The 18,941-nt window shown below is 61.8% G+C and carries 18 protein-coding genes and 1 riboswitch; of the genes, 11 read left to right on the top strand and 7 right to left on the bottom strand.

Features of this window, described 5'->3' with window-relative positions:
* Positions 1 to 39 precede the first annotated feature (39 nt).
* The 6 genes from AC2CHD_RS19100 to AC2CHD_RS19075 form a co-directional block, all read right to left on the bottom strand.
* A complete protein-coding gene (locus tag AC2CHD_RS19100; RefSeq protein ID WP_484554916.1) occupies positions 40 to 927 on the bottom strand; it encodes a carbohydrate ABC transporter permease in 888 nt (295 codons plus the stop codon).
* A 78-nt stretch (positions 928 to 1,005) separates the two neighbouring features.
* Complete coding sequence (locus AC2CHD_RS19095; protein WP_484554915.1) at positions 1,006 to 2,328, bottom strand: extracellular solute-binding protein; 1,323 nt, start codon at positions 2,326 to 2,328, stop codon at positions 1,006 to 1,008.
* Positions 2,329 to 2,472: 144 nt separating this feature from the next.
* Positions 2,473 to 3,735, bottom strand: a complete 1,263-nt coding sequence (locus AC2CHD_RS19090) for a neutral/alkaline non-lysosomal ceramidase N-terminal domain-containing protein (RefSeq protein ID WP_484554914.1) — start codon at positions 3,733 to 3,735, stop codon at positions 2,473 to 2,475.
* On the bottom strand, positions 3,732 to 4,883 hold the full coding sequence (locus tag AC2CHD_RS19085; protein ID WP_484554913.1) for an N-acetylglucosamine-6-phosphate deacetylase: 1,152 nt from the start codon (positions 4,881 to 4,883) through the stop codon (positions 3,732 to 3,734). Before AC2CHD_RS19085 ends, AC2CHD_RS19090 begins: the two co-directional genes overlap by 4 nt.
* Positions 4,880 to 5,650, bottom strand: coding sequence for a sugar isomerase domain-containing protein (locus AC2CHD_RS19080; RefSeq protein WP_090330209.1), 771 nt, complete (start codon positions 5,648 to 5,650; stop codon positions 4,880 to 4,882). The genes AC2CHD_RS19085 and AC2CHD_RS19080 overlap by 4 nt, the downstream gene beginning before the upstream one ends.
* The gene (locus AC2CHD_RS19075; protein ID WP_484554965.1) at positions 5,643 to 6,341 is read right to left on the bottom strand and encodes a 6-phosphogluconolactonase; all 699 of its coding nucleotides are present in this window, start codon (positions 6,339 to 6,341) and stop codon (positions 5,643 to 5,645) included. The genes AC2CHD_RS19080 and AC2CHD_RS19075 overlap by 8 nt, the downstream gene beginning before the upstream one ends.
* 256 nt (positions 6,342 to 6,597) lie before the next feature.
* Between AC2CHD_RS19075 and AC2CHD_RS19070 the strand changes: the two genes are divergently transcribed.
* Positions 6,598 to 7,608 (top strand): LacI family DNA-binding transcriptional regulator, encoded by a 1,011-nt coding sequence (locus tag AC2CHD_RS19070; protein WP_484554912.1) that lies wholly within the window; start codon positions 6,598 to 6,600, stop codon positions 7,606 to 7,608.
* A 206-nt stretch (positions 7,609 to 7,814) separates the two neighbouring features.
* Here the strand turns inward: AC2CHD_RS19070 and AC2CHD_RS19065 are convergent, their stop codons facing one another.
* Positions 7,815 to 8,723, bottom strand: a complete 909-nt coding sequence (locus AC2CHD_RS19065) for a LysR substrate-binding domain-containing protein (protein WP_229450839.1) — start codon at positions 8,721 to 8,723, stop codon at positions 7,815 to 7,817.
* 137 nt (positions 8,724 to 8,860) lie between these two features.
* Between AC2CHD_RS19065 and AC2CHD_RS19060 the strand changes: the two genes are divergently transcribed.
* From AC2CHD_RS19060 to AC2CHD_RS19015, 10 genes are all read left to right on the top strand, one after another.
* Entirely contained in the window at positions 8,861 to 9,835 is a 975-nt protein-coding gene (locus tag AC2CHD_RS19060; protein WP_484554911.1) for a Bug family tripartite tricarboxylate transporter substrate binding protein, read from the top strand.
* Between the two features lie 37 nt (positions 9,836 to 9,872).
* On the top strand, positions 9,873 to 10,385 hold the full coding sequence (locus AC2CHD_RS19055) for a tripartite tricarboxylate transporter TctB family protein (RefSeq protein WP_484554910.1): 513 nt from the start codon (positions 9,873 to 9,875) through the stop codon (positions 10,383 to 10,385).
* A gap of 27 nt (positions 10,386 to 10,412) precedes the next feature.
* A complete protein-coding gene (locus AC2CHD_RS19050) occupies positions 10,413 to 11,906 on the top strand; it encodes a tripartite tricarboxylate transporter permease (protein WP_007007220.1) in 1,494 nt (497 codons plus the stop codon).
* A complete protein-coding gene (argE, locus tag AC2CHD_RS19045; RefSeq protein WP_484554909.1) occupies positions 11,899 to 13,089 on the top strand; it encodes an acetylornithine deacetylase in 1,191 nt (396 codons plus the stop codon). The genes AC2CHD_RS19050 and argE overlap by 8 nt, the downstream gene beginning before the upstream one ends.
* 94 nt (positions 13,090 to 13,183) lie before the next feature.
* Complete coding sequence (locus AC2CHD_RS19040; RefSeq protein WP_229450835.1) at positions 13,184 to 14,101, top strand: LysR family transcriptional regulator; 918 nt, start codon at positions 13,184 to 13,186, stop codon at positions 14,099 to 14,101.
* Positions 14,102 to 14,199: 98 nt separating this feature from the next.
* Positions 14,200 to 15,204 carry a TRAP transporter substrate-binding protein gene (locus tag AC2CHD_RS19035; RefSeq protein WP_229450834.1) on the top strand — a complete coding sequence of 335 codons (1,005 nt, stop codon included), beginning with the start codon at positions 14,200 to 14,202 and terminating at the stop codon, positions 15,202 to 15,204.
* A 35-nt stretch (positions 15,205 to 15,239) separates the two neighbouring features.
* On the top strand, positions 15,240 to 15,743 hold the full coding sequence (locus AC2CHD_RS19030) for a TRAP transporter small permease (protein ID WP_007007224.1): 504 nt from the start codon (positions 15,240 to 15,242) through the stop codon (positions 15,741 to 15,743).
* A gap of 15 nt (positions 15,744 to 15,758) precedes the next feature.
* On the top strand, positions 15,759 to 17,042 hold the full coding sequence (locus tag AC2CHD_RS19025) for a TRAP transporter large permease (protein WP_484554908.1): 1,284 nt from the start codon (positions 15,759 to 15,761) through the stop codon (positions 17,040 to 17,042).
* A 37-nt stretch (positions 17,043 to 17,079) separates the two neighbouring features.
* A complete protein-coding gene (locus AC2CHD_RS19020; RefSeq protein WP_478361433.1) occupies positions 17,080 to 17,886 on the top strand; it encodes a carbon-nitrogen hydrolase family protein in 807 nt (268 codons plus the stop codon).
* 11 nt (positions 17,887 to 17,897) lie between these two features.
* Positions 17,898 to 18,557 (top strand): RraA family protein, encoded by a 660-nt coding sequence (locus AC2CHD_RS19015; RefSeq protein WP_007007227.1) that lies wholly within the window; start codon positions 17,898 to 17,900, stop codon positions 18,555 to 18,557.
* Positions 18,558 to 18,720: 163 nt separating this feature from the next.
* Positions 18,721 to 18,846: riboswitch (TPP riboswitch) on the top strand.
* Positions 18,847 to 18,941 lie beyond the last annotated feature (95 nt).

Genomic DNA, 18,941 nt, shown 5'->3' with positions numbered 1-18,941 from the left:
TGGCTTTCGGGCGTGGTGTGGAAGCGGCAATCGTTTGTGTCATTTCCGCCCCTTTTCCCGCAGAAGACCGAACTGGATGAGAGTCAGCACGAGGACGATGGCCAGAAGCACCACGGCCTCGGACGCCGCGTAACCGACGCGGTAATTGCGGAAGCTGTTTTCGAGCATGTCGAGCACCAGAACCCGAACCTGTCTGCCGGGCGCGCCTTGCGAATCCGAGGCAAGGACGAAGGCCTGCGCATAGACATTGAAGCCGGAGATCAGCGTGACGACGGAAACATAGAGCGTGATCGGTTTCAGCATCGGCACCGAAACATGCCAGAAGCGCTGCACGCCGGACGCGCCATCAAGCTTGGCTGCCTCGAAGAGAGAGACCGGAAGGTTCTTGAAGCCGACGAGATAGATCAGCACGGCATAGCCGAGCGCCTGCCAGGAACACAGAATGATGATGCAGATCACCGAAAGAACGGGATCGAAAAGCCAGGCCTGCGCCGGAATTCCAAAGAATTCGAGCAAAGCGTTGAGCGGGCCGAGCTTGGCGTCGAAAATCCATTTCCAGGCCATCGCCGCCGGCACCAGCGACACGACATGCGGGATGAAGACCGATGTCTCGTAGAACCCGGAGAAGCGCGAATGCGTGCGGTGGTGAATGAGCCCGGCGATCACCATGGCGGTGGGCACCGTGAGAATGACCACGCCGAAAGCGATGATCGACGTGTTTGTCAGGGCATTCAGGAAAAGCTGGTCCTGAAAGAGCTCACGGAAATTCGCCAGACCGATGAACGGTTTGTTCTTCGACAGGATGTTCCACTGATGCAGGCTCAGCCGCAATGTCTCGACGATCGGGTACATGCGCACCCAGGCGAAGATCGCCAGCGTCGGTAGGATCGCCAGAATGGCAAAGCGCCATCGCTTTTGTTGCAGCATTTTGTTCCCGTCCGCCTGAAGTCACAGATCGGAAACGGCGCGGACGCCGTTTCCGGGATGATGGTATCGATGAAGCGCCTATTCGGCGAGAAGGCCTTCGCGCTTCAGGATGTTGTTGGTCTCTTCGGCAGCCTTTGCAAGCACCGCGTCGATGGCGGCGTCATCCTCGGCGAGCACGGGGTTGCTATAGGCGTTGGTGAGCTGAGCGGCGAGACGGGTCAGCACCTCCTCGATCGGACCAATGGCCGGCAGGGTGAAAAACTTGTAGTCCTCCGGATAGTCGACGAATGCGCCATAGGCGGGCACCTTGTCCGTGACGACGCTGTAGTCGACGCCCGAACGGTTGGGCAGCCAGCCGACATTGTCGAGAAGCCAGACGAGGTTCTCCGGGTCGTTGGCGGCCTGCACATAGGCCCATGCAGCCTCTGCGTCCTCACCCTCGACGGAGTTCACATAGAGGTTGGCCGGCAGGGCGATGGAGCCGACCGGCAGCGGCGCGGTCGCATAGTTCAGGTCCGGAGCCTTGGCCGCGATGTCGGCGATAACCCAGGACTCGCGGATGAACATCGCCGTCTGACCGCGCTCGAAAGCCTCGGCATCTGCCGGCATTTCGGGCGTGACCGTCTTCAGCACATGCACGTTCTCGAGATACTGCTTGAGTGCCTTGCGGCCGGCCTCATTGGCGTAGTTCGCCTTCCACTTGCCGTCGCTCACCTCTTCGATGACCGAGCCGCCATACTGGAACAGGTTGATCCAGAACTTTTCGGCAATGCCCTGGCCGCCGCCCGAGAGGCGCAGGCTCCAGCCTGAAACGGTCGCCTTGCCGTCAGCATCGCGCTGGGTCAGCTTCTCGGCGTAATCCGTATAGGCCTCCATGGTCTGCGGCGGCTCTTTGAGCCCCGCCGCTTCGAACATGTCGACATTGTAGAAAAGCGCGCCCTGTCCGCGGAAAAGCGGAACACCGTAAACGGTGCCATTCTTGGAAGCGGCACCGACGAAGAACTCGCCGAAATTATCGCTGTTGGTGACGAAATTCGCCACGGCTTCCGGTGCCGCCGGCAACAGATCGTTTTCAATGTAGCGGCTGGCCGTGGAGCCCGCGAGTTCGATCACGGTCACGCCGGCGGAGCCGGAAGTGAGGCCGAGCGCAATGCGCTTTTCGTGCTCGCGCAGGGCAATCGCTTCAACGTTGACTGTGAGGTCAGGGTATTTTTCCTTCAGCCCTTCCGCCACATGCTCATAAAACGGCGCCATTTCGGGGTAGCCGCTCCAGACATTGATGGTCTGGGCAAATGCGGAACCGGAGATCGCGGTAATCGCGGCCCCCAGTGACAGCGCCGCCACCCGAGCCGTGAAGCTCGAGCTGCCGGATTTTGTGTTGCTGGACCTGTACGCTCTCATCTTTTGTTCTCCCTTTCGACGTGAGCAGACTGCAATTTCGTTCCCAATGAAAAACTGCCATGCAACCGGTTGCGCGTCAAGCCGACTTCCTTTTGCATCAGCATGGGCCGCCCGCATTTCGCGAAGGCGTCGCCTCGTCTCCCTCTATTCCCTGCCAGAGTGCGTTTTCTTCAAAAGTGTCACACTGGCCGCAGCGAGTGCTTCTGCGCAACCGGGTGCGAAACTTGCCGGCTGGCCGTAATAGCGGTGCGCTTCATCCACCTCATATCCGCCGAAAGCAAATTCCTCTGACGGCGGAATATAGCCGGGATTGTCCTCCGCAAACCCGGCGATGAAGGCCGGGCGCTCACTGCATGCAGCCCGCAGGCCAAGCGCGGTCGCCGCAAAGATCTCTCCGGGCAGGCCAAAGACTGGCAATCCGCCCCAATCGAGCAGGGACACCCGGCCCGACAGGGCGTCGGCTGGCTCAAGCGCAATGGTCTCCGCCCAGTGGATCCAGGCATCGAGCAGCGCTGCCTGCGCGGGTTCGGCGCCCGCGCGCTCAGCGCGCCACCGCGCTGCCAGTTCTTCCGGCGTCTCTGTCTCACGCCGCTCGAATGGCAGGGAAACCTGCGCTTCCAGTGCCGTCACATCCCCGCCAAGCGCCAGCTCCGGTGCATCCATTGCCGCCTTCGCAATCGCCTCGCCAATCCGTTCGGCGGCGGCAAAGCTGCGATCCGGGTTGGCGGCGAGGCTGATCGAGGCATGGGCGCTGTGGCCCGTGTTCGCGTCGCCCACACATCCGGTAACGAACAGGGCGGTGGCTCCGGGATGCGCGGTCTCAAGCGCCCGGCGCACATAGTGCGGATAGTCGGCGGTCCACCGCCTGTTGTCTGCGCCGAGCACCACGGGGTGGCAGGCATAGCCCGTCATCAAGGCGATCATGCCGCCATTCTCGTCGCGCACACGCAAGAGCGGCAGAGCGCGATCCACCGGGCCGCCCGGATGGCGGCGATTGCGCGCAATGTCGGGGTCGGATCCGAGCCCGACCGAAAGCGTTGCAGGCCTTTGTGCGGCAACAGCCTGATCGATGGCTTCGACACAGGCATCCTCCAGCCTCTGCAGATAGGCCTCATCGGTCTCAATCGTCAGGCGTCCGGCCATGGAAACGGGGCCGCCATGATTGTGCAGGGCGCTGATGATGACATTCGTCTCGGGGAGGGCGCAGCGGCGGCGGATGCGCGCGCTCATGTCTCCGTGCAGGCCGATCACATCGGCAACCACCATCGCCGTATCGTTGACAGCCAGCGCACGCACCGTCAGCGGGTCATGTGCGCCGGTGGCCGGCAGGGTGCGGGCGGCAAAGCCGGAAAGCGGCACGCCCGCGGGCGGGGTGATGTCTACCGTGGCGACGCCTGCGCGGATCATGCGGAGAACACCTCCTCGCCGTGAACAAGCGTGGTCTTCAGCTCAAAGGAGCCGGTTTTCCCGTCAATGGTAAAGCGGATCAGATCGGCCGGTGCATCCAATTTCATCACGCCCCGCCCGCCGACAAACGCGCCGGGATTGGCCGTGGCGAGCCTGAGTGCCTGCGCCAGCGAAAGCCCGGCCATGCGCATCGCGATGGGGATGTTTGCAATCAAAGGCAGGCCGGCTCCGGCCAGATATGGTGTCCCGGCAATGCCCACGCGTCCGTCGGCGCGCACCTCGACATCGCCGCCAATCGGCTGCCGGTAGATGCCGGGCTCCATGCCGGCCAGCGCCACGCTGTCGGAAACGAGCAAGGCGCGTTCCAGCCCCTTGGCGCGCAGCATGGTCTTGAACGTGTCGCCCGGCAGGTGATGCCCGTCGGCGATCAGCGTCGCCGTCAGCCGGTCATCGGCGAGCTGCGCCCAGATCAGGTTCGGATGGCGCGGCATGAGCGCGGCAGCGCCATTGCCCAGATGCGTCGAAAGCCGCGCACCGGCCTCGGCTGCCGCATGCACCTGCTCGGGTGTGGCAGAGGAATGCCCAATGGCGACATGAACACCCTGCGCCGTCACTGCGCGAATATAGGCCGGGGCCTCTTCATATTCGGGCGCAAGGGTCACGAGACGGACAAGACCGCCGCTCGCCTTCTGCCATGCATTGAATTCATCAAGCGATGGTGGCCGCACATGCTCTACGGGATGCGCGCCGCGCGGCCCGTCCTCGGGCGCGATGCTCGGGCCTTCCATGTGGACGCCGGGGATCATCCGCGCGCAGAGAGGATCTTCGCGCCGCGCCGTGGCGATGGCGTCAAGCCCATCGAGCAGCCGCTCGCGAGATCCGGTCACAAGGGTTGGAAGATAGGTGGTCACGCCGAGCCCGGCCATGATGCGGGTGAGCTCGCAAACACGCTTCGGCGTCAGCGCGCCGTCATTCAGGTCGAGGCCCGCATAGCCGTTGACCTGAAGGTCGACCAGGCCGGGCGTGAGATAGGCTTCATCCTGCGCGCCCGTCTCGGCAATGGCCGCGATCCGCCCGTCGCGCATCGTGATGGCGATGCCGCCTCCGGTAACGGGATCGCGCCCGGTTATGGTCTTCTCCGTGTTCACAGCGCACGAACCCGGTCGCGAAAGCGCGCCAGAAAGCGGGCGTTTGCCTCATCGCCACCCGGTGCATTTCCGCTGCGCCAGACCGGCGGTTCGACGCCACGGTCGAGCAGCTTCGCGACGGTGCGGATCACGAGGCAGTTCAGTGCGAACGCATTGGCAAATGTGGAGATGGCGGAGATGTTCTCGGTCATGCCGGGCAGGCTGACCACCGCATCGCCGATCGGGACTTTCGTGTCGATGGCGATGTCGACCACATCATGCAGGTTCTTCTTCTCCGGGTGGCGCGCCGGGTGGTCCGGGCTCGTGCTTTCGGCATGCTCGCGCGAGCTGACGCCGATGAGAAAAGCCCCGCGAGACTTCGCCTCCAGCGCCGCGTCGATCAGGGCCGCATTGATGCCGTAGGCGTTTGCGAGGATCAGCACATCACCTTCGCCAAGCCGGGCATCGGCAATGACAACGCGGCCATAGCCCGGCGTCCGCTCAATCGCCATGGAGCGCAGTGCGCCGTTGGAAAGCAGCGTGCCTTCATCGAGAATGGCGCTCATATGCATGAGGCCGCCGGCCCGGAAGAACACCTCCTGGCTGGCGAGATTGGAGTGGCCGCCAGGGCCAAAAATGTGGATAAGCCGGTCTGCCTCGATCTGGGAGGCGAGGCGCTCGGCAGCCTTGTCCAGAGTGTCACGCTCTTCGACAAGGATGCGCTGCATGAGCGCGTGGCTCGTTGCGAGATAGTCTGCGCAGATCGCGTCGGCGTTGATCTCAGGCATCCGGGTCAGCCTCCTTGTCCAGATAAAGCGTGCAATTGCCGTGCTCGCGCAGGATGCTTGCCGGGCAATCTGTTGTCAGCGGTCCGTGTAGCGCCCCGTGCACGGCATCGCGCTTGTGTGCGCCCGGCACGATGCAGAAGAGGCGGTCCGCGCGCAACAGTCTTGGAATGGTGAGTGAAAGCGCGGTGCGAGGCACTGCGTCGAGGCTTTCAAATCCGCCATCATCATATTGCTGCTGGCGGCAGACCGCGTCGAGCTCCACGAGCTTGACGTCCAGCGGATCCTCAAAATCGGCGATGGGCGGATCGTTGAACGCGATATGGCCGTTGACGCCGATGCCGAGGCACACAAAGTCGATGGGCGCTTCGTTAAGCAGCGCCGCGTAGCGTTGCGCTTCTCTCTCCGGGTCTGCGCCGGGATCGATCCGGTGTGCGGCAGCCAGTGGAAGCGCATCGAAAATGTGCCGGTTCAGCCAGTGCGCGAAGCGCTGGGGCGCATCCGGCGCAAGGCCGATGAACTCATCCATGTGAAAGGCGGTCACGCGTGACCAGTCGATGTCGGGCATGGCGCGAAGCTGCTCGATCATCGAAGCCTGGCTCGGCGCGGAGGCGAAAATGACGCGCACATTCTCCTGGCTGGCCAGCCGTTCGCGCAGCGCTTCTGCAATATCGGCTGCAGCGGCCGCTCCCATCGCTTCGCGGTCTGCAAACGTCTTTACGGTGAGCCTGTCGATCTTCCGGTCAAGAAGCGGGGTTGGCTGGAGCGCGGCTTGGCTGTGCTGCAAATCATGTCTCCCAAGAGTGCGCCCGCTGATCGCAGGGCCTTGCGGCAGAGTAGAACGAGAATGCGCGCACTATGCTGTGCAACCGGTTGCATGTCAACCGGTTGCCTGACGCCTCGCGGCGGTGCATCTTGTGGCAAGCAAGCAGAGGGTTCGAGGGCAGGCAGTGGCAGCGGAACGCAAGGGCGGCGTCACGATCAGTCAGGTGGCAAAGGAGGCCGGGGTGGCGCGTTCGAGCGTGTCCCGCGCCTACACGCGACCCGATATGCTGAGCCCGGAGACCGTTGAACGGATCAAGGCCGCCGCCGGCAAACTGGGTTATGTACCCAATCACACGGCCCGCGCGCTCAGCACCGGACGCTATGGCAATGTGGCGCTGATTGTGCCGGACGTCGCAAACCCGTTTTTCCCGCCCATGATTCGCGCCGCCCAGGTTGAGGCGGATCGCTCCGATTTTTGCGTGTTTTTGGGAAATTCCGATGAAGACCCGGAGAAGGAGGACCAGCTTCTCGGTCGTTTTGCCGGGCAGGTCGAGGGCATCATCCTGGCATCGCCCCGGCTTTCGGACGAGCGCATCGCGGCCCATGCGCTGCTGCGCCCTCTTGTTCTGATCAACCGCGATGTGAAAGGCATCCCGAAAGTGCTGATCGACAGCGGCACCGGCATTGCCGAGGCGACGCAGCATCTGGCCGATTTCGGGCACCGCAACATCGTCTATGTCAGCGGCCCGTCCACATCCTGGTCCAACAAGCAGCGCCGTGCCGCCGTGCGCCATGCCTCAAAGAAACTTGGCCTTGAGCTGAGCTTCGTCTCCGCCAGCGTTCCGAGTTTCGAGGCCGGTTTGCAGGCGGTCGATGCCATCCTTGCCAAGGGCGCGACGGCGGCGATTGCCTTCGACGACGTGACGGCGCAGGGCATTCTGGCCGGCCTTGGCGAGCGCGGCGTCAGCGTGCCCGGTGAATTCTCGGTGGTGGGCTGCGACGATGCGCTGGGACCGTTGACGGTGCCAAGCCTCACCACCGTTTCCAGCCGCTCCATAGAAGCTGGAAAGCTGGCTGTGTCTCTGCTGCTGGAGGTGCTGGGCTCGCAGGCGGTGCGCGATGCCTCCTATGTTCTGGAGACCCATCTGATCGTGCGCTCGACCACCGGTCCTGCGCCCGAGCGCGGGCAGGACTGAGAAAAGATACCGCACGGGCTGGTGCCCACCGGGTTTCCCCCATGGGGAAGGCTGGGAAAAGCTCTCGTGTTCTTCCCTGCAGATGGCCTTGCCCATTTGCCTTATGGCCAAGTGGGCTGTGAATGCGACGGCAACGTTTGATGCAATGTTGCGATCACCCCATTCAACAGTAGCTCGCATAATATGCATTATGGAACTTGCGACCATCACGAAAGAACACCCTCTTCTCGCAATTCGCCGATTTCGGCTCTGATCGTTTCGATGAAGGCGTTCTCGATGCGGCTCAGCGGCCGGTCTTCATGGTGGAAAATCGCCATTTCCCAGGGAATGGAAGGCTCCAGTGGTCGTTCAATCACATCATCGCCCGATGGCAGGAGAATGCTGAACGGGTCGACGATTGCGATGCCCACGCCGCGTCGCACGAGACCGTGCACCGCGCGCAACGTGCGCGCTTCGGCGGCAATGCGCCGCTGGGCGCCCGCCGTCTGCATCATGTAGTCCACGCGCGTGCGCAGCGGGCTGCCGATGGCCAGCTCGACGAACACCTCGCGCCGCAGGTCCTCCAGGCGCACAACGTCGCGGCTCGCCAGCCGGTGTCCGCGCGGGATCAGGCAGCGCGCCTCGCAGGCGCCGAGCGGTATCAGGCGTGCGCCATAGGGGCTCGCATCGAGCGTGATGCCGACACCCAGATCGCAGCTCCCCTCGTTGAACATGCGCAGCAGCTCTTCCAGTCCCGTATCGACGATCTTCACCGCCACGTCGGGATGTGTCTGTTTGAAGCGCGCCACCACATCGAGCAGAAACGTATCCACATAGATCGGCTGGGCCGCCACCACGATGCGCCCCACCTGACGGTTGGCGATGGCGCGCGCCTCGCGTTCGAGTTCCTGAAACGTGGTCAGCGAGCGTGAGACATTGGCGTGAAAAAGGATCGCCTCATGTGTCGGCATCAGCTGGTTGCGTTTGCGGACAAACAGCGGAAAGCCGATCGTCTCTTCCAGTTGTCCCAGAAGCCGGCTCACCATCGGCTGGCTGATCTTGAGCGCGGCCGCTGCCCGTGTCGCCGAGCCATGGCTCATGAACGCATCGAAAGCTTCGAGCTGCTTCAGGTTCATCTGCGTATCCTCAATAGTCAGTATTCATAAATGTAATACTAACAGGCATAATTTGCAGTAGAAAGCATACTGTGCAAAAACCTCACGGCGCTCGAACCCTTCGGGCGAATGGATTCACTCTCCCCGGGAGGATTTGTATGAAATCTCTGATGAAAACCGTTCTGGCGGCCGCAGCCGTCATTCTCGCCTCCGGCACCGCATATGCCGACTATCCGGAGAAGGCCGTGACCATCGTCGCCCCTTATGGTGCTGGCGGCGCTTCCGATCTGGCAGCCCGGGCGCTGGCTGAAACAGCCCGCGACTACCTCGGCCAGCAGCCGGTCGTCGTCGTCAACAAGCCGGGCAATGGCGGCATGAACGGCGCGCGCTTCGTTTCCGAAAGCACGCCCGATGGCTACACGCTGCTGCTCGCCCGCGTCGGCATGGCGTTATATCCCGCCGTGCAGGAAAGCTCGCCGGTCGGCTGGGACGATTACACCTTCCTCGGCTCTCTGGAAGCCACGCCGATGATCCTCGCCGTGGCGGAAAACTCTCCCTATAAGACCGCCGAAGAGCTGGTCGAAGGCCTGAAGGCCAACCCCGGCGCTCTCACCTATGGCGCATCGGGCGCGACCGCCATTGACGGTTTCACCGTTCAGGCGCTTCTGGCCGACAACGAGCTCGACCCGCTGACGGCAGCAACCCTCGTCCCCTACAAGGGCGGGGGCGCGCTGGCGACTGCGCTTCTCGGTGGCCATGTGGACTTCCTCGCCATCGCGGCCGGTTCGCTGATGCCGCACATTGAGTCCGGCAAGATGCGCGCCCTCATGGTCTATGCGCCTTCGCGCATGGATGCTCTGCCGGATGTTCCGACCGCTTCCGAGCTCGGCTTTGAAAAGGCCGGCCAGATCACCGGCTGGAGCGCGCTCTATGGCCCGAAAGATCTGCCGGAAAACGTCGTGACGCGCTGGCAGGAAGCGCTTGCAAAGGTTGCCGAGGACGAGAAGTGGCTGGAGCTCGCCAAGCGTCGTGGCTCCATCTCCACCGTTGGCAAGGAAGACATGGCAGCCTATGCCAAGTCGCAATACGAGCTTTTTAACGGGCTCGCCCGCGAGTTCGGCTACATTAAGTAACCCGGAAGTAAGCCAGCACAACAAAGGAGGACGCGGCATGTTGAACAAGGCCATGCTCCGGGGGCTGCTGATAGCCCTGTTCTTCGGCACAGTGCTTTTCGCATTGATTCCGGTTCATGTGCCGCGTCCTTCCTTCATTCCGGGCTTCGCGCCGCCGCCGGACATGTGGCCGCGCACTGTCTCGATCCTCGGGCTCGCCCTTGGCCTGCTGGCGATGGCGTTCGCGGCGCTTGGCGGCGGGAACGAAACGAGCGATGAGCCGGAGCGGGGACCGGCGTCGGCGGTTGAATGGCGCAATCGGCTCATCCGGCTCGCGCTGGCGCTCGCCGCATTCGCAGGTTTTGTCGTTCTTGTGCCGTTGCTGGGTTTTCTCGCGTCTTCCATGCTTCTGGCGCTTGCCAGTTTCCTGCTTGCCGGCGCATCCGGGCGGTGGGTTGCCGTTCTGGCTCTTGCCGTTCTTCTGCCGCTCGGCCTGCAGCTCTTCTTCGGCAATGTGACACACACACCCTTTCCGCCGGGAAGCTGGAGCATCTTCCCCACCCTCAACTGACCGACCGCCACCGGGACCGCTCAACACATGTGGAACGATCTTCTTTTCGCATTCGAATCCGTCGCCACGCTCGCCAATGTGCTGGCCATGGGCGCGGGCATCCTGGCCGGCGTCGTCATCGGCGCCATTCCGGGCATGACCGGCACAATGGCGGTCACGCTTGCTCTGCCCTTCACCTTCTATCTGCCGCCCGTTACCAGCATTCTGCTGCTTGTCGCGCTCTACAAGGGTAGCACCTACGGCGCGTCGATTTCGGCGATCCTGATCAAGACGCCGGGCACGGCGTCGGCCGCCTGTACGGTGCTCGATGGCTGGCCGCTCGCCCAGAAGGGCAAGGCCGGCAAGGCGCTCAACATGGCGCTCATCTCGTCCTGCATCGGCGACTTCCTGTCGAACATCTCGCTGATCTTCCTCGCGGCCCCGCTGGCGCTTCTGGCGCTGCGCGTCGGTCCGCCGGAATATTTCATGCTGATGGCCTTCGCGCTCACCATGGTCGCCTCCATTTCCGGCGGCTCGCTCCTGCTCGGCGTTGTGTCGGCCTGTTTCGGCCTGCTGCTCGCCACGGTCGGTGAGGATATGTACGGCTCGTTCCGCTTCGCCATGACCGAAGACATGAAGAGCGGCCTTTCGGTTGCGCCGGTTCTGATCGGCCTGTTCGCCCTGCCAGAGCTTCTGCGCCTCATCATGTTTCGCGATGAAAACCACGGTCAGGCCATGAAGCTCGGCGACAACCGACTGACGCTGGCGGAGTTCCGCGGCTCGCTGAAATCCATCATTCGCGGCAGCTTCATCGGCGTGGTTCTGGGCGCCATTCCCGGCATCGGCCCGTCAGCCGCCGCCTTCTTCTCCTATGGCGAGGCGCGCCGCTCCTCGCCCAACAGCGAGAATTTCGGCAAGGGCGAGCTGGAAGGCATCGCCGCGTCCGAATCCGCCAACAATGGCTGCTGCGGCGCGACCATGATCCCGCTTCTGGCGCTCGGCGTTCCCGGTGACGTTATCACCGGCGTCATGCTTGGCGCGTTCATGATTCAGGGGCTCACCCCCGGCCCGCTTCTCTTCCAGAACAATTTGAACGAAGTCTACATGCTGTTCATCGGCATGATGTTCTCTTCGGTTCTCCTGTTCGGCGCCGGCAAGCTCACGGTTCGCTTCTTCTCGCACATCTCCTCCATTCCGCAGGTGCTTTTGACGCCGGTCGTTCTGATGCTGTGCATCTACGGCATCTATTCGATTTCCAGCAGCATGTTCGATGTCACCGTCCTGCTCGTCATGGGCGTGGTAGGCTTCATCATGCTGCTCCTGAACATCCCCCCGGCACCGTTCCTCATCGCCTTCATTCTGGGGCCGATGTTCGAGGACAATCTGCGCCGCGCGCTGGCCATTTCGCGCGGTGATCCGTCCGTCTTTTTCCAGTCCGCCATTTCCTGGATTTTCGCAGGCCTCATCGTGTTCTTCGTCGGCCTGACGATCCGCCGGGAGTGGCAAAAATTCAGAGAGAATCGTGCAGCAAAGAATGCCTGAGGCCGAAAAGTCCACCATGTCACTGCTTGAGAATGCCAAGAGCCACCTGAAGGATCTGGTCGCCTTCGATACGACGAGCCGCTACTCGAACCGGCCGCTCATCGACCACATGGCGGCGTTCCTGCGGGGATACGGCATCGAGCCGGTCATTTTGCTGGACGAGACGGGCGAGAAGGCAAACCTGATCGCCCGCATCGGCCCGGCCGACGTGCCGGGTGTCGTGCTGTCAGGTCACACCGATGTGGTGCCGGCGCTGGAAAAGGGCTGGACCTCCGGCCCCTTCGACCTGACCGAGCGCGACGGAAAGCTCTATGGCCGCGGAAGCTGCGACATGAAGGGCTTTGCCGCCTGCGTCATGGCGATGGTGCCGCAGCTTGTCGCTGTGAAGCTGGAGCGCCCTGTCTGGCTGTGCTTCTCGCATGACGAGGAAGTGGGCTGTCTTGGCGCGCCGGCCATCGCCGAATGGCTGGCCGCGCTCGACGTGCCGCCCATGCTTGCGATCATCGGCGAGCCGACCGACATGAAGCTGGTGACCGGCCAGAAAGGCAAGATCGCCATGCGCTGCCATGTGCATGGCACGTCCGGCCATTCCTCCTTCGCGCCAGATCATGTCAACGCCATCGACCATGCCGCGCGCATCATCGCGATGATCGCCGAGCGCGCCGAAGAGATTGCTGAAAACGGCCCCTTCGACCACGATTTCACCGTGCCGCATTCCACCATGCTGGCAACCATGATTTCCGGCGGCGTCGCCACCAATGTGACGCCGGATCTTTGCAGTTTCACCTTTGAAATCCGTAGCTTACCCACTCACGACGCACGGGCCGAACTGGAATTTCTGAAAACGCGTGCAAATTCGGAAATTCTGCCCAAAATGCAGGAAAAGTGCGCCGAAACCGGTATCGAATGGGAAGAAATCTTCGCCTATCCGGCGATGGGCGACAACACGGCGAGCGAGGGCTTCGCCTTCTTCCGCGACATCATGCCGGAATGGTCCGGAAAGGTCTCTTACGGTTCGGAGGGAGGCGTGTTCGAGACCATTGGCGGCATCCCTTCGGTGATCGTCGGCCCGGGCTCCATCCGGCAGGCGCACAAGCCGGATGAATACGTCGAGGTCGAACAGCTTTCTCTCTGTCTTGCGTTTCTGGAAAAGCTGGCAGCGAAGATTTCCGAACCGGCGTGAACTTCGGTGCTATGGCGCGGGAGCACAGCATCAACTAGCATGCGGCCTGCTGCCCGAAAGGGTGGTGGGCCGTTGTTCTTTTGAGGTGCGTTCCGTGCAATTGCGATTTCTGGAAACCTTCATTCACCTCGCGAAGGTGCGGAATTTTCGCAAGGTGGCCGATCTTCTGCACACCACCCAGCCCGTCATTTCCTCACGTATAAACGCACTCGAAAATGAGCTGGGCACCAAGCTTTTCGAGCGATCCAAACGCGGGGTGCAGTTGACGAGCGAAGGCCGGGTCCTTCTTCCGCATGCGGAGATGGTGGTCGAACTCACCAATGAAATGAAATGGCTGGTCAACAAGAACAGAAAGATGACCGGTTCGCTGCGCGTTGGTGTGACCGACACGATCCTGCGCTCCTGGTTCGTTCAGCTCATGGAATGCTTCCGGGCAAAATATCCCGGTGTGAACATCGAGATGCTGTCGTCGACCTCTGCCGATGTCATCCAGTCGCTGCGGGATCATGCGGTGGATGTGGGACTGGCGATGCGGGATGGAAACGACCCCAAGCTCGATTTCGTGCCGCTCGGCTCTTTCCCGGTCGCCTGGGTGGCGAGCCCCACCGCCTTCCCCATTCGCAGAGCGACTGTGGGCACACTGCTTGACATGCCGATCCTCAGCTTTCCCAAGAACTCGATCCCCTACAAGACACTGGAGCGCTATCTGAAAATGCACTCCAAGGTGCGGGTCAATGTGCACTCATCCAATTCCATCGCGACCATCGTCCAGATGGCCGAGGAGGGGCTAGGCATTGCGCCCATGCCGCGCGCGGTGGTGATGAAGGAATTGGCAAGCGGCACCCTGCACGAAATCAAGGTAGATGTGGAATTTCCACCCCTGGAGTTCTTCGCGATCACCGAAGCCTCGCCCCGAAAGACCCTCAGGGACGAGTTCGTCGAAATGGCCCGCCAACAGGCGATTGCCTATTCGAGCCGCTTTCCTGATGACTATCTGATCAACCCTGATTGAAAAAATTTATCACCGGAAGCCATATTTTTCATTTGGACTTTTTAAGACGGCTCTCCGATCCTGTTCCCATAAACACACAAAAACCAAGGGGAAGGATAATGAACCGTATTCTACGCAATCTTCTGGCTGCCGGTGTGATGACGGCGATCGGTGCCGCCGCCACGGTTTCGGCCCATGCCGAGACCTGGCGCATGGCGCACAAGATGCCGCCGGACAGCATCGAGGGCGAACTGTTCCAGTTTTTTGCCGACAAAGTAGTCGAGAAGACCGGCGGTGAAGTCGAGATCAAGGTGTTTCCGAACGAGCAGCTTGGTTCGGACGACACGGTCCTCGAACAGCTTCAGATCGGTACCGTGAATGTCTATCCGGAAGGCACCAGCTATCTCCAGAAGTGGGTTCCGGACATCAAGTTCACCTCTGCCCCTTTCCTCTTTGATGATCGCGAGCACTGGGTCCGCTTCATGCAGACCGATCTGGTGAAGGGCTGGTTCAAGCAGATCGAAGACGAAGCCGGCATCGCGCTGATCGGCTCTCCGACCGCCTTCCTGCGCGGCCCCTATCGCGTGATGGTGACCGACAAGCCCTGGACGAACCTGGAAGAAATGCAGGGCACGCGCCTGCGCATGCATCCCGATGAGCTGGCCGCGGCCGCCTGGCGCCATCTGGGCGCAGAGGTTCGCACTCTTGCCTGGACGGAAGTCTACGAATCCATCAGCCGCGGCATCGTCGATGCGGTGAACAGCCCGATCGCGCTCGTCGAACCGATGAAGTTCTACGAGGTTGCGCCGCATATCATCCGTCATGACGAATATCCGCAGGGCATGGCCTTCATGACCAACGCGAAGCGCTGGAACGCGCTTTCCGATGAGCTGCGTGCACAGGTTCTCGACGCCTTTGCCGAAATGGCCGAAGAGTCGGAAAAGCGCATGATTGCCGCGGCGAACAGCGATCTTGAAGCCATGAAGGCCAAGGACGTGGCCTATACGGAGCCGGACACGTCCGATTTCGTCGAGCGTATGCAGAGCTTCTATCAGGAGATGGAGGAAAAAGGCGAACTCCCCGAAGGATTCCTTGACGCGGTTCGTTCGTCGCGCGCCGAATAGGTTTCCGTTGAACTTTCATTGATGGGGGAGGTTCCATGCCCGTCCTGGATCGAATCCTGGCCGTTATCGATCGGCTGTTTCTTGTGGGAGCGAATGCGGCCTTGTTCGCCATGCTCCTCGTGACCGCACTCAATGTCGCGTCACGTGCATTTCTCGGTCAGGGGGTGGTCTGGGCCTTCCCCATCAGCATCGTCTGCTTCGTGTGGATGAGTTTTCTGGGCTTTTTCGTCGTCTACCGGCAGAACAAGGACATCACCGTCGACTTTCTCTTGAACGCGACCCCGCCACCGGTGCGTCGCGCCGGGCGGATGCTGGTGGACATCGCCGTCATCGCGCTCCTGCTCATCATCCTGCGTGAGGCACCAGAACTGATCCAGCGTCAGGTGGGCAATATCGAGATGGTCGGCATCCAGCGCTATTGGCTGAGTGTCCCCTTCTTTGTCTCCTGCGGGCTCATCGCCCTGCATTTCTTCAGCGACTTCGTCCATGCCCTTAGAGGGCATCCGGAGCCTGAACATCATCATGTTGGCGACATCTAGGACCCGGGTAGAACCATGACCTTGCTTCTTTTCGCGGGCTTCGTCGCCCTCATCCTCCTGCGTGTGCCGATCACCATGGCGATCGGCCTGGCGGTGCTCTCCGCGCTTATCTATGCGGGCTTTTCCGACACGCTCTACATCATCCCTCTTCAGGTTCTCGACGGGGTCGACAACCCGTCCCTGCTTGCCATTCCCTTCTTCATCATGGCCGGCAATCTGATGAACGGCGTCGGCATGACTGATCGCATCTTCAACTTCGCGTCCGCGCTTGTCGGCCATATGCGGGCCGGCCTCGCACAGGTGAATGTTGTCTCCTCGCTGCTCTTTGCCGGTGTCTCCGGCGCGGCCGTGGCCGATTGTGCCGGCCTCGGCACGATCGAGATCAAGGCGATGCGCGAGCGCGGCTATCCAGCACCCTTCGCGGCGGCCCTCACGGCTGCAAGCGCTGTGGTCGGGCCAATCATTCCACCATCCATCAGCCTTGTGGTGTATGCGTTCCTGTCCAACACGTCGGTCGCGCGGCTCTTCCTCGCGGGCATCATTCCCGGTCTCATCGTCGGCATGTCGCTGATGGCGTTCAACTACCTCGTCGCGCTGAAGCAGGACTTTCCGCGCGAGGAACGCAAGAGCCTGCCGCAGATCGGCCGCTCTGCGATTGACGGCATCGCCGCGCTGGTTGCACCGGGCATCATCCTCGTTGCCATCCTCACTGGTTTCACCACAGCCACGGAAGCCGGCGTTCTGGCCTGCGTCTACACCATCGCGCTCGGCTTCGTTTACCGCACCTTCTCCTTCCGCATGCTCTGGCAGGCGCTGACGGAGACGATGACCATCACCAGCGTCATCATGATCATCATCGGCTTCTCGCATGTGATGGGCTGGCTTCTGGCCATCGAGCAGATCCCGCAGCAACTGGCGGACCAGATCCTTCTATTCACCGAATCGCGCACGGTCTTCCTGTTCCTTCTGCTCGGCTTCCTGCTTCTGGTCGGCTGTTTCGTGGAAGGTGTGCCGGCAAAGCTGATCCTCGTGCCGATGTTGCTGCCGATCATCGACCAGTTCGGCATCGACCGGATTCATTTCGGCCTGATCATCACCCTGGCGCTTCTGATCGGCATTGCCACACCGCCCATGGGCATTGCGCTCTACATCGTCGCTGAGGTGGGCAAGGTGCCGTTCGAAAAGGTGGCGGTGGCGATCCTGCCCTTTCTCATACCACTGATCGTTGCCCTGCTCCTGATCACCTTCGTGCCCGAGCTGGTGCTCTTCCTCCCCAATCTCATCCTGGGGCCGGCCTGAGGGCCGCCCCGCTCAAACTCCAAAGCAAGGGAAATTCATGAAAATCTCCGTCATTCAAATGAACTCGCAGGACGACAAGGCAAAGAACATTGCCGATGCGGAAGCCTTGATCCGCAAGGCCGTTGCCGAGGACAAGTCCGATCTCGTCGTGCTTCCCGAAACCTTCACCTATATGGGCGGGACCGTGGAAAGCCGCCGCGCCCATGCGGAAACCTTTCCCGATGGCGAAGCCTACCGCGCCATGTCGGCCCTGGCCGCCGAGCTGAAGGTGAACATTCACGCCGGCTCCATGGCCGAGGCTGCGGGCGAGAAGTGCTACAACACGACCATCGTGTTCGACCGGCAGGGCAAGGAGATTGCCCGCTACCGCAAGATCCATCTCTTCGACGTGAAGGTTCCGGGCGGCCAGAGCTATCTGGAATCCGACACGATGAAGCGCGGCGAGGACGTGGTCGTCTACGAGCTGGAAGGCGTGAAAATCGGTTGCGCCATCTGCTACGATCTGCGCTTCCCGGAGCTGTTCCGCAAGCTGCGTGACAAGGGCGCCGAGGTGATCGTGCTGCCCGCCGCTTTCACGCTGCAGACCGGCAAGGACCATTGGGAACAGCTTCTGTGCGCCCGCGCCATCGAGACCCAGTCCTATGTGGCCGCATCGGCCCAGATCTTCGGGCATGACGAAGGCAAAAAGCTGTGTTTCGGCCACTCGCTGATCATCGATCCATGGGGCGTGACCATCGCCAACTGCTCGGACCGCGTCGGCCATGCAAGCGCGACCATCGACACCGGCTATGCCGAGCAGATCCGCCGCTCCATGCCTGTCGCAGACCATCACGTCGTCGCATAAGGAATACGCATATGTACCAGGTCAACTCGATGCCGGAGCAGCTGGCACAGGCCAAGATCGACAAGCTGATGCAGGTGGAGACCGCCACGGTCGGCCACTTTCTGCACGCAAACTTCCTCGACACGGGCATCCGCTCCATGCTGCCCAGGGTGCGGGCCGCCGGAACGGCGGTGACCCTGCGCCTGCCCCATGCCGACAGCACGCTTCTGCATTACGCGATGGACCATATCCGGCCCGGCGATTTCGTGATCATCGATCGTGCCGGCGACACACGCCACGCCTGTTGGGGCGGCGTCATTACCCACACGGCGGCCCGCAAGAAGGCCGCCGGTGCGGTGGTGGACGGGCCGGCGACAGACGTTGCCGATTTCGAGCGTCACGGTTTCCCCATGTGGTGCCGGGGCCCCTCGCCCATCACCACCAAGCTGCTGGGCGTTTCGGGTGAAATGAACATCCCCGTCAGCGTTGGCGGCGTGGTGGTCAATCCGGGCGATGCGGTGCTGGCCGATGAAAACGGTGTGCTGATCCTGTCTCCCGACGAAGTGGACATGGTGGCAGACCGCGCCATCCAGATGCAGGCGCGTGAAGTCGAACTTCTGAAGCGCATCGACGCCGGCGAAAGCCTGCCGACCATTTCCGGCGCCAAGGCGCGCGTTGAGGCAAGCGCCTAGCATTTTGACAAGGTGTCGAGCTTGCGGCCAGCTTCTTCTCCCCGGTTGCGGGGAGAAGGAGACTTCGAGGTTGGTGTGCTGCGATACCAACCCTGCTGATCCCCGCCTTTCCACACGCCTTCATCACCGCGCTTGACAAGAGTGCCCCTCTTCACTCACCTTGCGGCCTCACCTGGGGGGTCCCGCCAAGGGGCTGAGATTCTGCTGGGCATGGTTTTCCATGCAGCGCAGTGACCCGATGAACCTGATCCAGTTCATACTGGCGTAGGGATGGTGCATGCCTGGCGGGTCGCTGGCTCCTTCGAGCCGAAATCCATATCCATAGCGGATCGCCGGAGCTCTTCCTCCTCTCGGCACGAACTGGGTCTCCATTGCAAAACACGC

This window comes from Nitratireductor sp. ATLC21, assembly GCF_057196525.1.
This window is presented reverse-complemented; position numbering and strand designations above follow the sequence as displayed.